Below are 15,526 nucleotides of genomic sequence, written 5' to 3'. Positions count from 1 at the left end.
CTTCAAATTCGAGTGTTCAGCTTCGCTCGGAAATCAGTTTTTCTCGAGCGCCCACAAGTCGCTTTCGATGCTTTCGAACCTCTCTTTGAGGTGCGTCTGCACATCGAAAATCGCCCTGTTGTAATAGTGCGGCGCAATTTCACGGGTAAACAGCTCAAGGATTTCGGCCGCTTCGAACGAACCCAGGTCCAGTTCGAAGCGATCCTCCATGAAGCGTTTGATCTTGTGATTGGCCTCGTTCTCCTGTTCAGGAGTGAGGGTCAGGATCGGCGGCTTCTTCTTGACGGCCATTTACCAGCGACCGTCCCACGCAGCGAAGTTCTGCAGCAATTGCAGGCCATGGGTATGGCTCTTCTCCGGGTGAAACTGCACGGCGAAGCGCGAGCCATCGGCCAGCGCCGCGGCGAAATCGACACCGTAGTGACCGCCACCCACCACCTGCCGCGCATTGCCGGCGGCGATGTAGTAGCTGTGCACGAAGTAGAACCGCGCCAGGTCCGGAATGTTGTGCCACAGCGGGTGACTCACCGTCTGCTTCACTTCGTTCCAGCCCATGTGCGGGACTTTCAGGTGTTCGCCGTCTTCATGCAGGTCTTTGCCGAAAAACTTCACCGCGCCCGGGAACAGGCCGATGCAGTCAACGCCATCGTTCTCTTCGCTGCTGTCGAGCAAGGCTTGCATGCCGACGCAGATGCCGAGGAACGGACGGTCCTGGCTAACTTCGCGCACCAGCGAATCGAAGCCCAGGCGACGGATCTCCGCCATGCAATCGCGAATCGCGCCGACACCGGGGAAAACCACCCGATCGGCTTCGCGAATCACATCGGCATCGCTGGTGATCAAGACCTTGCCGGCACCAACGTGCTCGAGGGCCTTGGCCACCGAGTGCAGGTTGCCCATGCCGTAATCGATAACCGCGACCGTCTGCATTACAGAACGCCTTTGGTCGACGGCATCTGACCGGCCATGCGGTCATCGAGCTCTACGGCCATGCGCAATGCGCGGCCGAATGCCTTGAACACAGTTTCGATCTGGTGGTGGGTGTTGGTGCCACGCAGGTTGTCGATGTGCAGGCTGACCAGCGCGTGGTTGACGAATCCCTGGAAAAATTCCTGGAAGAGGTCAACGTCGAAGCCGCCAACGGTGGCGCGGGTGTAGGGAACGTGCATCTGCAGGCCAGGACGGCCCGAGAAGTCGATCACCACGCGCGACAGCGCTTCATCGAGCGGGACGTAGGCGTGACCGTAGCGACGGATGCCTTTTTTGTCGCCGATTGCTTTGGCGAAGGCCTGACCCAAGGTGATACCGACGTCTTCCACAGTGTGGTGGTCGTCGATATGCAGGTCGCCTTTGCTGACAATATCCAGGTCGATCAGCCCGTGACGGGCGATCTGGTCCAGCATGTGCTCAAGAAAAGGGACACCGATATCAAATCGGGCCTTTCCGGTGCCATCCAGGTTGATCGAGGCTTTGATCTGGGTTTCCAGAGTGTCGCGCTCGACTGACGCCTTACGTTCGGCCATCACCAGCTCCGCAAAATCATTGGGCGAAAAAGGCAGCCATTATAGGGGCGCGGGCGCGAAACAGAAACACGGGAGGTGATATGACTGACGGACAGAACACCGCGCTGTCGGGGATAGACATGTCCATACAAGCCATTTGCACGCACCACAGAACAAATGTGGGAGTGAGCCTGCTCGCGATGAGGCCCGCACATTCAACATCTCTGTCGACTGTCAGACCGCTATCGCGAGCAGGCTCGCTCCCACAGGGGTATCGCGTTTACTTAACTTAGTGGAACAGGACAGCCGTTTTCTGCAGCGTCACCCAAACACCCCACGCCAACGGAATACCCACCACCAGCCACGCAGCTACTGCCAACGGCTTGGTGCCCGCATCCGCTTTCCACTCCAGCACGGTGCTGGCATCAGCACCCTTGTCGTGGCCCAGCGCCTGTTCGGCGGCCAGTTCAGCGTCGGTCATGAAGTACTTGTCGGCCACCGGGCGAACCATCAGGTTGCACAGGAAGCCCAGCACCAGCAGGCCTGCGAGGATGTACAAGGTGATGTCGTAAGCCGCAGCGCGTTCAACGCCGATGCTCAGCTGATACTCGCGCAGGTAGTTCACCAACACCGGACCCAACACGCCCGCCGCTGCCCATGCCGTCAGCAGACGACCGTGGATCGCGCCAACCATTTGCGTACCGAACAGGTCCGCCAGGTAAGCTGGCACGGTCGCAAAACCACCGCCGTACATCGACAGGATGATGCAGAACGCCGCCACGAACAGCGCAACGTTGCCCAGGTGACCGAGGTTCGGAATCAACGCGTACAGCGCGAAACCGAGGGCGAAGAACACGAAATAGGTGTTTTTACGGCCCAGATAATCCGAGAACGAAGCCCAGAAGAATCGGCCACCGATGTTGAACAGGCTCAACAAACCGGTGAAACCGGCAGCGATGGCAGCAATCGACGCCAATTGCGCGGCGTCCAGCTGACCAAACGTCTGGTCAGTGCCGAGCAATTTGCCAGCGAAGACTTCCTGCAACAGTGGCGAAGCCATGCCCAGGATGCCGATACCCGCCGACACGTTCAGGCACAGCACCAGCCACACCAGACGGAATTGTGGGGTTTTCCACGCCACATTCACGTGGACGTGACGGTGAGTGATCATCGCATTCGAAGCTTTCTTCGCCGGAGCAGTCCAGCCTTCAGGCTTCCAGCCGGTTGGCGGCACGCGGTAGGACAGTGCACCACCGATCATGAACACGAAGTAGATCGCGGCCATCACCAGGAAGCTCTGCCATACGCCGACGCTCTCTGCCGAAGCGAAGTGGCCCATCAAGGCTGCGGCCAGTGGAGCACCAACCATCGCACCACCGCCGAAGCCCATGATTGCCATGCCGGTCGCCATGCCGCGCTTGTCCGGGAACCACTTGATCAGGGTCGACACCGGCGAGATGTAACCCAACCCCAGACCGATACCGCCAATAACCCCGGAGCCGATCCACATCAGCCAGATCTGGTGGGTATAAACCCCCAGCGCCGAGATCAGCAGGCCACCGCACCAGCACAAAGCCGATACGACACCCGCCTTGCGCGGCCCGGCGTGTTCCAGCCAGCCGCCCCAGATCGCTGCCGAGCAACCGAGGAAGATGAAGAACAGGGTGTAGATCCAGCCGAGCATCGAGATCGGCCAGTCACATTGCGACGAGAAAACCTGCGAGATGAAGCTCATGTCCGGTGCGCAGGCCACTGCCTTGGTCACGCCCAGGGCTTTGGACAGCGGCAGCCAGAACACCGAGAAGCCGTAGGCCATGCCGATGCAGAGGTGGATGGCCAAAGCGGCCGGTGGAACCAGCCAACGGTTGAAACCGGGCTTGGCGATAATGCGTTCCTTGGACAGGAACGCGGGCTGATCGGCTTTGAGGCCGTCCGCCGTGATGCTCGTGGTCATTGTGTATCCCCCAATTATTAGTATGGTTCGCCAGCCACTCTTCACCCCCAGCCTTATGCGCACGCATGACTGTCTTTTTCAGGGTGAAGCTCCATTTTGGTGCGACATCACGTCGCAGAAGGACGGACGAACTGGCAGAGGTTACCATCTGTACGTGACAGAAAAACCAAAGTGATATCACCTTTCTGTAAGTCGTCTGTTCTCGTACCACTGAAGGAACCGCCATGCCGATCATTGTCGAGCCGCTGAACGAAGCCACTTATCAGGATCAGCAAGACCTGCAAAAGATTTACCGCGACGCCCCGGACTGGCTGTTCGCCCCGTTTTCCGGGGATGTGCAGCTGATCGAAGGCTGCCTGGGCGACGGTTCGCTGATCGCCGGACGCTTCAATGATCGACTGCTCGGTGCGGCCCGTTTGCAACGGCACCAGGACGTCTGGCACTTGTCCCAACTTTGCGTGCGAAAAATTACCCGTCGTCGAGGCGTTGCCGAGCGGATGGTGAACGAAGCGCAGAAGATGGCGTCGCAATCGGGCGCGACATTGCGTTTGCTTGCACCTGCCGGGCATCTCGAAGCACAAGCCCTGGCCGCCAAGCTGAAAGTGCCGCTGGATGTGTTGCCGGCGTGATCGCTGACCGGTCGTCCGCTTCGGAGCGCTATACTCCCCGGCTAAATTTCGAATTCGACTAACTACAAGGACTCGCCCATGAAAGCGTTCGGCAAAATCCTGGGTCTGGTGCTTCTCGGGCTGTTGCTGATCATTGTGGCGCTGGGCTTTGCCCTGACCCACCTCTTCGATCCCAACGACTATAAAGACGAGATTCGCCAGATTGCCCGCGACAAGGCCCACATCGAGCTGACGCTCAATGGCGATATCGGCTGGAGCCTGTTCCCGTGGCTCGGCCTGGAATTGCACGAAGCCAGTGTCGCGACCCTGGCCAAGCCCACCGAGCCGTTCGCCGACCTGCAGATGCTTGGCCTGTCCGTGCGCGTGCTGCCACTGCTGCGCCGCGAAGTGCAGATGAGTGACGTGCGCGTCGAAGGCCTGAACCTGCGCCTGAGCCGCGACAAAGATGGCCATGGCAACTGGGAAGACATTGGCAAGGCCCCGGCGCCAGCTACCCCGGCGGCCACGCCTGGCGAACCGGCTCCTGCGCCAGACACCACCGCCCAGGCGGAAAAACCGGCCCAGCCGATTCGCCTGGACATCGACAGCCTGACCGTCAACAACGCCCGCGTTGAATACAACGACGAGAAGACCGGCAAGCAGTTCAGCGCCGAAAGCATCCAGCTGAGTACCGGCCCGGTCCACGACTCGACCAACATTCCAGTCAAGCTCACCGCGTTCCTCGGCACCAATCAGCCGGTTTTGCGCGTACGCACCGAGCTCAATGGCGAGCTGCGTTTCGAACGCGCCTTGCAGCGCTACAAATTCGAAGACATGAAACTCTCCGGCGAAGTCGCCGGCGATCCGCTGCAAGGCAAGACCATGACCTTCGCCGCCCAAGGCCAGTTGCTGCTGGATAAAGCCGCGAACGTCGCCGAATGGACCGGCATCAAAATCTCCGCCAACCAATTGCGCGCATTGGGCGAACTGAAGGTCAACGACCTCGACAAGACGCCGCAAATCAGCGGCGGCATTTCGATCGCCCAGTTCGACCTGGCGAAATTCGTCGACAGCATCGGCCAGAAACTCCCGGTCATGGCCGAAGGCAGCCTGAGCAAGGTCGAGCTGGTCAGCCGTCTGGCGGGCACGCCTGCGAGCCTGTCGCTCGACAACATCAACCTGAAAGTCGACGACAGCAGCTTCAGCGGCCGCATCGCCGTCGAGGACTTCGCCAAGCAATCGCTGCGCGCAAACCTCAAGGCTGACACCTTCAACGTCGACCGTTACCTGCCGCCAAAATCCGCCGAAGCCAACAGCGCGACTCAAGTGCGCCAGGCCGAAGTCGCCAGCACAGAGGCCGATGCCATGGCAGGCGCCGGCAGCACACCGTTGCCCGCCGCACCGACCAAAACCGCATGGAGCACTGAACGCCTGTTGCCGGTTGAACGCTTGAGAAAACTCGACGTGGACGCCGACCTGACCTTCGGCCAGTTGACCCTCGACAAACTGCCGATCCAGAACGCAGCACTCAAGGCCACCGGCCAAGGCGGCCTGCTGACCCTGGAGAACCTGCGCGGCGATCTGTACGGCGGCAACTTCGAAGCCAAGGGCACTCTGGACGTGCGCCAGGAAGTGCCGGCGCTGAACATGCAGACCCGCATCACTAAAGTGCCGGTGGAAAAAATCCTCGAAAGCCAAGGGAAGAATCCACCAGTCCAAGGCCTGGTCACGCTCAACAGTGCGCTGACTGGCAGCGGCAATAGCCAGCAAGTGCTGATCGAGACCCTCAACGGCAATGCCAGCTTCGTCATCAACAACGGCGTGCTGCTCAATGCCAACCTCGAGCAACAGCTGTGCAAAGGCATCGCCACCCTGAACCGCAAATCCCTCAGCGGCGAGCCACGGGGCAAGGACACACCGTTCCAGGAGCTCAACGGCAACCTGACCTTCCGTAACGGCGTGGCGAGCAACCCGGATTTGAAAGTACGTATCCCGGGCATGACCGTGAAGGGTGATGGCGATGTCGACCTGCGGGTGCTGGGCATGGATTACCGCGTCGGCGTCATCGTCGAAGGCGACAAGAGCGACATGCCGGACCCGGCGTGCCAGGTTGGCGAGAAGTTCGTCGGCATCGAATGGCCGCTGCGCTGCCGTGGCCCGCTTGAGCTGGGCGCCAAGGCTTGCCGCCTCGATAACGAACGTATGGGCCAGGTCGCGAGCAAGCTGGCGGGCGAGCGGATCAGCGAAAAAATCGACGAGAAGCTTGGCGACAAGGTCAGCCCTGAACTGAAAGACGCGCTGAAGGGGCTGTTCAAGCGATGAGAGCCGAGCAGTTTTCATCGGCGGTGCTGGACTGGTACGACCGCCACGGCCGCCACGATTTGCCCTGGCAACAAGGCATCACGCCGTATCGAGTGTGGGTCTCGGAGATCATGTTGCAGCAAACCCAGGTCAGCACCGTGCTGAATTACTTCGACCGGTTCATGGCCTCGCTGCCGACGGTCGAGGCGCTGGCCGCTGCGCCGGAAGACGAAGTGCTGCACCTGTGGACCGGCCTCGGTTACTACACCCGCGCGCGTAATTTGCAGAAGACCGCGAAGATTGTCGTGGCCGAGTACGGTGGCGAGTTTCCCCGGGATGTCGAAAAGCTTGTCGAGTTGCCGGGGATCGGCCTGTCTACGGCCGGTGCTATCGCCAGCCTGAGCATGGGCCTGCGGGCGCCGATCCTCGACGGCAACGTCAAACGCGTGCTGGCGCGCTTTACCGCGCAAGAGGGTTATCCGGGCGAGCCGAAAGTCGCCAAGCAGCTGTGGGCGAACGCTGAGCGCTTTACGCCGCATGATCGGGTCAACGCCTACACCCAGGCTATGATGGATCTGGGCGCCACGCTTTGCACACGCAGCAAACCGAGCTGCCTGCTGTGTCCGCTGAAAAAGGGCTGCGAAGCCCACATGCTCGGCCTGGAAACCCGCTACCCGATCCCCAAGCCGCGCAAAACCGTGCCACAGAAGCGCACGTTGATGCCAATGCTCGCCAACGGCGAAGGCGCGATTCTGCTTTACCGCCGGCCCTCCACGGGCTTGTGGGGCGGTCTCTGGAGCCTGCCGGAACTCGACGACCTCAACGACCTGCAACATCTGGCCACGCAGCACTCACTGGAACTGGGCAACCAACAAGCGCTGCCGAGCCTGGTCCACACCTTCAGCCACTTCCAGTTGTCCATCGAACCCTGGCTGGTGCAGGTCCAGGATGCCGGCCATCACGTGGCCGAGGCCGACTGGCTCTGGTATAACCTCGCCACCCCGCCGCGCCTGGGCCTTGCCGCCCCGGTCAAGACCTTGCTCGAACGCGCGGCCGCCGTATTGAACGCAGGAGAGTCGTCATGACCCGCACCATCATGTGCCGCAAGTACAAAGAAGAATTGCCCGCCCTTGAGCGCGCTCCATTCCCGGGCGCCAAAGGTCAGGACATTTTTGACCACGTCTCGGCCAAGGCCTGGGCCGACTGGCAGAAACACCAGACCCTGCTGATCAACGAAAAACGCCTGAACATGATGAACGCCGAAGACCGCAAATACCTTCAGGGCGAGATGGACAAGTTCTTTTCCGGCGAGGAATACGCCAAGGCTGACGGCTACGTTCCGCCGGCTGAATAATCCCGTTTTATTGGGGGTCGGAACGTAAGCGACGGTAATAGTTAAATTTTTTTTGAAAACTTGCTTGACGACCCCCTGAAAAACCCGTTTAATGCGCCCCGTTGCCCAGATAGCTCAGTCGGTAGAGCAGGGGATTGAAAATCCCCGTGTCGGCGGTTCGATTCCGTCTCTGGGCACCAAATACCGAAAACCCTGAATCGCAAGATTCAGGGTTTTTTTATGCCTGGGATTTGATAACGACAATCCACCGCAGCACAGATGCCGGAAAAACAATCACTCTTTAGTACTCGGGCACGATGATGGCACCGTGCTATGATTTTGCCCGTGCATGGAATAAAGCCAACTGATCCCGATGCCCCCACATCCGAATCAGTCGATACAGGATAGAGACAGCGCAAGGAGTGCGTGCTTTTCACCCCTCCCCGCAAAACACTGCCCTTCCCTGTTCGACGACACGAAGCCAGCCTTCCAGGCACGCTCCCTTCTCGAAAGCCCTGAACATGGAACAGTTATGTCCGACATCAATGAACTGAAAGACAAGGTCAACACCAAAACCTTGAACATGGTCCTGCTGTCGATTGCGACCGCCGGGATCTACTTGCTGTTGTGGTTGTACAAGAGCAACCAGAAGATCAACGAAACGACGAAAATCAAAGTGGTCGACGACACTTACGTGATTTGGGTCGCTGTCTGCCTTGGCTGGAGCGGCGCGTTGTCGAACCTGGGCGACGTGTTGTTCGACTCGCTTTCCGGCATTCTGCTGATCGCATTGAACGCGCTGTACATCGTGTGGGCCTTCAAGGCAAAAAACGCGCTGTCGGAATACGCTCTCAACGAGCACAAAATCGACTTGCGCATGAACGGGTTCTATACGTTCTTCCTGAACATTTTTTACGTGAATTACTGCATCAACGACTTGCCTGAAGAACAGCGCAAACAACTGATCCTGCGCGGCCAGACGACGCAAGCCTGATCAATCGGCGGGCGGCAGTCTCGAAGGACTGCCACCGTCACTCATCACCCTTCCAGTTGAACACCAGATTACGCACACCAGCGCTGTCGACATCTGTCGTGTCGCGCTTTGCCTCACCGTTACGGGTGGCGACGACGGTGTACTTGCCAGCCGGTAACTGTACATATACCAAAGGCCCTGCCTGACTGAGTGTCAGCACTGATTGCCCTTGAGCACTCTGAATAACCAATTCCACGTCCGGCACATATTTGCCCTCCGGCCCAATGGAAAAGGTCATGTGCAGGTTGTAGCCGGTCGTTTGCTGAATGGCCTTCGCTTCATCCTCGCCAATACCGCCGGACAAATAGGTAATCCCGTCCTGTTCCTGCCGCTGAATCTGCACGCCTGAACTGTCGATGGGCTCGAGGCTCGCAGCCCACGACGTGGCTGGAAACATCAATACGCCAATAGCGACGATGGGCAACATGAGTGAATGGAGGTACTTCATGATGACGACTCCTGGGCTTCACAGCGCCCTCCTGGTCCTTCACTTTTGATTTGCCGGGCGATGTCCAAGTTTTAGATTGATTCGACCTTGAGATCACTGCGAAATGGACTACGCCTTGTATTCCTCAAACACGCGCAGCCGTCGGCACGATCCTGCAAAACGAATCCGGCATTTCCTGCGGATTTCCCGGCCACGCCCTGCATCGCCACCCTGCCCTCTCTTGGCATTCTCTTTCGCCTGTTCCTCCAGCCGCGGAAGACTTCATGAGCATCGTCAAAACCGAAAACACTCAAGACCCACAACTTGCCTCTCTGGTGGGAAACCTTGGAGAACTGATACGTCAGGCACGCCAGAAGGTGTTGCGAGCGGTCGATACCGTTCAGGTGCAAACCTGCTGGCAGATTGGAAGGCATATTGTCGAGTTTGAGCAGGAGGGGGCTCGGCGGGCGGCATACGGCAAGCGCTTGCTTCCAACACTGGCCAAAACTCTTACTACGCAATTTGGAAAAGGTTTTGATGAACGCAACCTGCGCTATATGCGGGACTTTTATCAGACCTTTCCAATTTGGGACGCAGTGCGTTCCGAATTGAGCTGGACCCACTACCGCAGGCTACTGCGTGTCGATAATGAACACGCCCGTCACTGGTACATGAACGAATCTGCCATACAAAACTGGTCATCCCGCGCCCTGGAACGCCAGATCAACACCCTGTACTACGAACGTTTGTTAGCAAGTCGCGACCGCCCCGCCGTCAAACAGGAAGCCGCAACCAACATCCAGAAAATGAACGCACACCCTAGAGATTTCATCAGGGATCCGGTAATGCTGGAATTTCTGGGCCTGACCCAGGAAACCGATCTCGAACAAGCACTGATCCAGCAGCTTCAAGCCTTCCTGCTTGAACTGGGCAAAGGCTTTGCCTTCATCGCCCGCCAACAACGCATCAGCACCGACAGCAAAGACTTCTACATCGACCTGGTGTTCTACATCTACCTGCTCAATTGCTTCGTTATCTTCGATCTAAAGCGCGGCGAACTGACCCACCAGGATGTCGGCCAGATGGACATGTACGTGCGGATGTACGACGACCTCAAACGCGGACCGGAAGACGGCCCTACCGTCGGCATCATTCTCTGCGCGCAAAAAGATGAGTCGGTGGTGCGCTATTCAGTACTGGAAGGCAATGAGCAACTGTTCGCCAGCAAGTACAAACTAGTGCTGCCGAGCGAAGAGGAACTGCGTGCAGAACTGGATCGAGAACGGGCGGCAATCGAGGAGCGACTGCTTGATCTGACCCCCTGATAAATACGGGCTGATTGTTCACAGGCGGTGTGAGGACTATCGTTGGCAACTACCCGCAAAGGTCCAAAGCCGATGAATTTGCAGGACATGCCTTCACTGGCGCCGACTCAGATCGAATTGCCGCTGACCACCGACACCGCTGGAGAACCGTTCAAGGAGCCCGCCGCAGACGCCTTCATCCTCGGCGGCTTCACTTGGCGGCACGCCTCTCAGGACCGCGCGCGCCCGGTCGTCGTGATCAACGCAGCCACCTCGGTTCGTTGCCGGCACTATTCGCGTTTCGCCGACTATCTGTTCACCAATGATTTCGATGTCATCACCTATGACTACCGCGGCATCGGCGAATCGCGGCCAACGTCGTTGAAAGGGCTGGAGGCGTCCTGGTCTGATTGGGGCGTGCTGGATTTCGAGGCGATGCTCAAGCGCGCTCAGCGCGAATTCCCTGGCCAGCCCATCGACGTGGTCGGCCACAGCTTTGGAGGCTGTGCAGCGGGCCTGGGAGCGTTTGGGCATTTGATTCGGCACTTGGTGACGGTCGGCGCGCAATTCGCGTACTGGCGCGACTATGCGCCCACCCATCGCTGGCGGATGTTCGGCAAGTGGCACGTGGTGATGCCGTTGATGACCCTGCTTTACGGCTACTTCCCCGGCAAACGTCTCGGCTGGCTGGAGGACACGCCCGCCGCAGTGGTTCGCGACTGGAGCACGCCCACTGCGCGCTACGAAACGCGGCCCAGCGGTCGTGTCATGCACGCAAAAACCGGCCGGCTTCCCTTTGCATCAGTCACCGCAAAAACCCTGGCCATCAGCATCAGCGACGATCCTTACGGTACGATCGCCGCCATTGAACGCCTGCTCGGCTACTTCACCGGCAGCACAAACACCCACCTGCGAATCGCCCCGGAAGACATCGGCGAAAAAGAAGTCGGACATTTCGCCTTTTTTCGCAGCGCATACCAAGCCACACTATGGCCCATTGCATTGTCCTGGTTGCAGACCGGCGAACTGGCCACCGATACACCGGGGCGGCAAGTGCCACGCAACTGATTGACCCGCCCCTCTCACCGAATGACGGAATTTCACCCATGGCATCCGCCAACAAGCAGAACAAACGCGCTTCCCGCGCCAAGGCAAAGGCCAAGCAAAACCGCACCCAGCGGGCTGCCGCGCCGGTCGAGCTGGACCCGAACGATGATCGCATCGACTTCGAATCGGTGGACCTGACCGAACTGTTCAAGAAAATGATCGATGCCGAAAAAACCAGCCAGCAAGCGATGTGCTTGGCCTTCCTCGAAGACCCGCTGCTGGAACTGGTGTACGAGCAGGAAGGCGAAGAAGGCGCGATGGATTTCATCCTCGCTGCGCTGATCGAATATCGCCAATGGTCCACCGAGGCCGATGAAGCCGGCGCCCTGGCGTGGATCGAATCACCGGCCTTCCAGGCTGACTACGTCGCGGCGTCCGACGTCATTGCGGCCCAAACCCAACAGAAAGCGAACTGAATTTAATGGCATCCCTGAACAAGCAGCAAAAACGCGCCAAGCGGGCCAAGATCAAAGCCAGACAGATCAACATCCACGGCCGCAAACCCGCCGCGCTGGACGATGACCTGGGTGAAATCGGCGAGCCGATTCCGGAATACACGCTGGCAATGTTCAGCAAAATGCGCGACGCCGAAGCCATCAGCCGCAACGACATGCTGCTGGCCCTGTTGTCGGACCTCGCCGGGATCATCAGCGACCATCCAGAACTGCTGGACATGGAAAACGCCGACAACGAAGCCATGGCCGCCACTCACCTGGCCGCCGACATGCTGATCGACTACCGCATGTGGGCCGACGGCATGGACCGCGATGCCGCTCAAGCCTGGCTGACCGATCCGCAATTCATCACTGATTTTGGCGATGCGCTGGACAGCTATCGTCAGTCACTGGATGCGCAGGAAGAAAAGAGCGAATAAACCCTCGCCCTTGAAAGCAAAAACGGCCGCTTGTCATCACTGACAGCGGCCGTTTTTTTATGTCCATTTCCAAAGCTCATCGACCTCTCGTCATCGGGCAGGTATATCCCATTGACATATCCCAATAGAGATCTATTCTCTGGACTCAGACGCCCGTAAAAACGCAGGAGGCCACAATGGAACAGACTACCCTTTTCATGAGCAATCGAAGCCAGGCTGTCCGTCTGCCGAAAGCTGTGGCGATGCCAAGTGACGTCAAACGGGTCAACGTATTTGCCATCGGTCGGGCTCGCATCATTACGCCTGCAGACGAGACATGGGATAGCTGGTTCGATGGAGATAACGTCAGCCCAGATTTTATGACTGATCGCCAACAACCCGCTGATCAGGAGCGTGAGTCGTTCTGATGATCAAGTTCATGCTCGATACCAATATCTGCATCTTCACCATCAAGAACAAACCGCAAATAGTCAGAGAAGCTTTCAACTTGCATGACGGACAGTTATGCATCAGCGCGATTACGCTGATGGAGTTGATCTACGGTGCCGAAAAATCAGCGACCCCCGAAAAGAACATCGCCGTAATTGAAAGTTTCATAGCCCGCCTTGAAGTTTTCCCTTTCGACAATGAAGCAGCTGCGCATACCGGAATGATCCGGTCCGAGCTAGCGAAGGCCGGAACGCCCATTGGTCCCTATGACCAAATGATTGCCGGACATGCGCGCTCACGAGGGTTAATTGTCGTCACCAACAATCTGCGTGAGTTCGAACGGGTGCCAGGATTACGTGTAGAGGATTGGGTTCATCCCGATTGAATCGAATAAAGCTAACGAAAAAAAACGGCCGCTTGTCATCACTGACAGCGGCCGTTTTTTTCACACCTGACTTACAACAATCAGGCAGCAACACCTTCCAGACGCGGAATTTCAATACCGATCTTGGCGCTGGCATAGCTCAGATCGCCTTTGGCGATGGATTGAGCCTTGTAACCGGCACCGATCAGGTCCTGCACGTACAGCTTGTTGTAGATGAACATGAACACAAGGTTGCTGAGGCTGAACGTGAAGCAGGCCACCACGAACATGATCGCCGCCCACTTGAAATCACCACGGAACAAGGCCGGGAAAAAGCCAAAGAAAAATACGGTCCACGAGAAGCCGATTGGCGCTTCTTTCATGGCACCGGTGTTAGGGTTTTTGAACACAACCGATGTAAACGCCATGCCTGACTCCTTGATGCCCCAATGGGTTGGCTGAATGGCCGGGCTAGCTCCATGCAGCGCTATAAACGGCAAGCACACGCAAATGCATCTGTGACTTGCGTCAGATGAGGAGCAGGCAAGAAAGGGTCGGGGGCTTTAGCCAGAAAGGCTGGGGGCGTCGAACAATCCGTGTCCTGAAACTCCATCGCATCCCGCAACAGCGAGATACACATTCGACGAGAAGGCTACTATCTAGCCATCATCGTGTCCATCAGGTAACCGCTCGATAACTCGCCTGAATGAAAGCAAAAACGACCGCGATCATTTCTGATGGCGGTCGTTTGTGTGGTTCAACAGCGGTCGGCTTGAGTCAAACCACTCAGCGCGCTACCGCTGCGATCAGCTTCTCGTTGCGACGACGGCGGGCCACAAACAAGCCCGCAGCCACGACCAACAAGCTCAGCAGACCGGTCGCGAGGATCTCCACGCGATGGGCTTCCTGGAACAGCATGATGGTCAGGGCGACGACGATGAAGATGATCACCGCGTAGGTCAGGACTGGGAACAGCCACATGCTGAAGACGATTTTTTCACCGCGAGCCATGCGCTGTTTGCGCATACGCAGTTGCGAAATCGCGATCACCAGGTACACCAGCAGCGCGATGGCGCCAGAACTGGCCAGCAGGAATTCGAACACCGCAGCCGGGGCCACGTAGTTGGCGAACACGGCAAGGAACGCTGCGCCAGTGGACAACATGACAGCCCAGTACGGCGTGCCGCTTTTGTTGGTGCGCTGGGAAACGGCCGGTGCGTCACCGCGCTTGCCCAGGGAGAACATCATGCGTGATGCGGTGTATAGGGCCGAGTTCAGGCAGCTGGTTACCGCGACCAGCACCACGATGTCGACGATCAGCTTGGCATTCGGGATGCCCATGCGCTCAAGCACGGTCTGGTAGGAACCGACAGCCGCCAGCACCGGGTCATTCCATGGCACCAGGGCCACGACGATGAAGATCGACACGAGGTAGAACAAGCCGATCCGCCAGATCACCGAGTTGGTGGCCTTGGAGATCTGCTGGCCTGGGTTCTTCGATTCCGCGGCCGCGATGGTCACGATCTCGGTGCCCATGAAGGAAAACATGGTAGTCAGAATGGCTCCGAGTACCGCGCCCATGCCGTTCGGCAGGAAGCCCTGGGTGTCGAACAGATGGGAAACGCCGCTGACCTGGCTGTTCGGCAAGAAGCCGAAGATCGCCATGATGCCGAGGCCAATGAAGCCGATGATCGCGATGACTTTGACCAGGGCGAACCAGAATTCGAACTCACCGTAGTTCTTCACGCTGAACAGGTTGGTCACTGTCAGCAGCAAGGTGATAACCAGGGTGAAAGCCCAGATCGCCACGTTGGGGAACCAGGCATGCAGGATGGTCGCGGCGGCGTTGGCTTCCAGCGGGATCACCAATACCCAGAACCACCAGTACAACCAGCCAATGGTGAAACCGGCCCAGTGACCGATCGCGCGATCGGCGTAGGTCGAAAAGGAGCCTGTATCTGGCGACGCAACAGCCATCTCGCCGAGCATGCGCATGACCAGAACCACCAGAGCACCGGCGGCAGCGTAAGCCAACAGAACAGCCGGACCGGCGGCGGCGATGGCATGGCCCGAGCCGACGAACAGCCCTGCGCCGATAACCCCGGCGATCGACAACATGGTCACGTGACGCGGTTTGAGCCCCTGTTCGAGGCCATTGGAACTTGGGGTACTGCTCATTGAAACTACCTTTGTAAGGGAAAGCGGTGTGCATCCATCCCGTCCGGCGTTCCTTCTCGTAAAAAGAAACCAACAGGGCGTTCCATATTCTGCACGCAATAATTGCGCCAAA

At 58.2% G+C, this 15,526-nt stretch carries 18 protein-coding genes and 1 tRNA gene; 12 read left to right on the top strand and 7 right to left on the bottom strand.

Features of this window, described 5'->3' with window-relative positions; all coding sequences use genetic code 11:
* Positions 1–33: 33 nt before the first annotated feature.
* The 4 genes from ACA060_RS01510 to ACA060_RS01495 form a co-directional block, all read right to left on the bottom strand.
* Positions 34–291, bottom strand: coding sequence for a DUF2164 domain-containing protein (locus ACA060_RS01510; RefSeq protein WP_008024930.1), 258 nt, complete (start codon positions 289–291; stop codon positions 34–36).
* Positions 292–930, bottom strand: a complete 639-nt coding sequence (gene hisH / locus ACA060_RS01505) for an imidazole glycerol phosphate synthase subunit HisH (RefSeq protein WP_090176778.1) — start codon at positions 928–930, stop codon at positions 292–294.
* A complete protein-coding gene (gene hisB, locus ACA060_RS01500; protein WP_003218037.1) occupies positions 930–1,523 on the bottom strand; it encodes an imidazoleglycerol-phosphate dehydratase HisB in 594 nt (197 codons plus the stop codon). The genes hisH and hisB overlap by 1 nt, the downstream gene beginning before the upstream one ends.
* A 268-nt stretch (positions 1,524–1,791) precedes the next feature.
* Complete coding sequence (locus ACA060_RS01495) at positions 1,792–3,456, bottom strand: OFA family MFS transporter (protein ID WP_109627467.1); 1,665 nt, start codon at positions 3,454–3,456, stop codon at positions 1,792–1,794.
* Between the two features lie 224 nt (positions 3,457–3,680).
* Between ACA060_RS01495 and ACA060_RS01490 the strand changes: the two genes are divergently transcribed.
* From ACA060_RS01490 to ACA060_RS01465, 6 genes are all read left to right on the top strand, one after another.
* On the top strand, positions 3,681–4,085 hold the full coding sequence (locus tag ACA060_RS01490) for an acetyl-CoA sensor PanZ family protein (RefSeq protein ID WP_109627465.1): 405 nt from the start codon (positions 3,681–3,683) through the stop codon (positions 4,083–4,085).
* A gap of 78 nt (positions 4,086–4,163) precedes the next feature.
* Positions 4,164–6,386: an AsmA family protein gene (locus ACA060_RS01485; protein WP_497315003.1), complete on the top strand. Its 2,223-nt coding sequence runs from the start codon at positions 4,164–4,166 to the stop codon at positions 6,384–6,386.
* Positions 6,383–7,450: an A/G-specific adenine glycosylase gene (mutY, locus tag ACA060_RS01480; protein ID WP_497315001.1), complete on the top strand. Its 1,068-nt coding sequence runs from the start codon at positions 6,383–6,385 to the stop codon at positions 7,448–7,450. Before ACA060_RS01485 ends, mutY begins: the two co-directional genes overlap by 4 nt.
* The gene (locus ACA060_RS01475; protein ID WP_008149405.1) at positions 7,447–7,719 is read left to right on the top strand and encodes an oxidative damage protection protein; all 273 of its coding nucleotides are present in this window, start codon (positions 7,447–7,449) and stop codon (positions 7,717–7,719) included. The genes mutY and ACA060_RS01475 overlap by 4 nt, the downstream gene beginning before the upstream one ends.
* Before the next feature lie 103 nt (positions 7,720–7,822).
* Positions 7,823–7,898, top strand: a tRNA-Phe gene (locus tag ACA060_RS01470).
* A gap of 332 nt (positions 7,899–8,230) precedes the next feature.
* Complete coding sequence (locus ACA060_RS01465; protein WP_010464610.1) at positions 8,231–8,692, top strand: DUF4234 domain-containing protein; 462 nt, start codon at positions 8,231–8,233, stop codon at positions 8,690–8,692.
* A gap of 37 nt (positions 8,693–8,729) precedes the next feature.
* On the opposite strand, the gene ACA060_RS01460 is transcribed toward ACA060_RS01465, so the two are convergent.
* Positions 8,730–9,179, bottom strand: a complete 450-nt coding sequence (locus ACA060_RS01460) for a carboxypeptidase regulatory-like domain-containing protein (RefSeq protein WP_497314999.1) — start codon at positions 9,177–9,179, stop codon at positions 8,730–8,732.
* Positions 9,180–9,442: 263 nt separating this feature from the next.
* Between ACA060_RS01460 and ACA060_RS01455 the strand changes: the two genes are divergently transcribed.
* The 6 genes from ACA060_RS01455 (at position 9,443) to vapC (ending at position 13,257) form a co-directional block, all read left to right on the top strand.
* Complete coding sequence (locus ACA060_RS01455; RefSeq protein WP_497314997.1) at positions 9,443–10,483, top strand: PDDEXK nuclease domain-containing protein; 1,041 nt, start codon at positions 9,443–9,445, stop codon at positions 10,481–10,483.
* A gap of 72 nt (positions 10,484–10,555) precedes the next feature.
* A complete protein-coding gene (locus tag ACA060_RS01450; protein WP_497314995.1) occupies positions 10,556–11,530 on the top strand; it encodes an alpha/beta hydrolase family protein in 975 nt (324 codons plus the stop codon).
* Positions 11,531–11,568: 38 nt separating this feature from the next.
* Entirely contained in the window at positions 11,569–11,985 is a 417-nt protein-coding gene (locus tag ACA060_RS01445) for a hypothetical protein (protein ID WP_109627451.1), read from the top strand.
* 5 nt (positions 11,986–11,990) lie between these two features.
* A complete protein-coding gene (locus ACA060_RS01440) occupies positions 11,991–12,443 on the top strand; it encodes a hypothetical protein (protein WP_497314993.1) in 453 nt (150 codons plus the stop codon).
* Between the two features lie 176 nt (positions 12,444–12,619).
* Positions 12,620–12,850: a type II toxin-antitoxin system VapB family antitoxin gene (vapB, locus tag ACA060_RS01435; RefSeq protein WP_497314992.1), complete on the top strand. Its 231-nt coding sequence runs from the start codon at positions 12,620–12,622 to the stop codon at positions 12,848–12,850.
* Positions 12,850–13,257, top strand: coding sequence for a type II toxin-antitoxin system tRNA(fMet)-specific endonuclease VapC (gene vapC, locus ACA060_RS01430; protein ID WP_497314990.1), 408 nt, complete (start codon positions 12,850–12,852; stop codon positions 13,255–13,257). The genes vapB and vapC overlap by 1 nt, the downstream gene beginning before the upstream one ends.
* Positions 13,258–13,337: 80 nt before the next feature.
* On the opposite strand, the gene ACA060_RS01425 is transcribed toward vapC, so the two are convergent.
* Both ACA060_RS01425 and gabP read right to left on the bottom strand, forming a co-directional pair.
* Entirely contained in the window at positions 13,338–13,664 is a 327-nt protein-coding gene (locus ACA060_RS01425) for a hypothetical protein (RefSeq protein ID WP_497314988.1), read from the bottom strand.
* A gap of 358 nt (positions 13,665–14,022) precedes the next feature.
* Positions 14,023–15,414 carry a GABA permease gene (gabP, locus tag ACA060_RS01420; RefSeq protein ID WP_497314986.1) on the bottom strand — a complete coding sequence of 464 codons (1,392 nt, stop codon included), beginning with the start codon at positions 15,412–15,414 and terminating at the stop codon, positions 14,023–14,025.
* Between the last annotated feature and the right edge of the window lie 112 nt (positions 15,415–15,526).

Source organism: Pseudomonas sp. LBUM1671 (genome assembly GCF_059695685.1).
The sequence above is the reverse complement of the archived record's forward strand: the minus strand, read 5'-3'. Positions and strand labels throughout refer to the sequence as shown.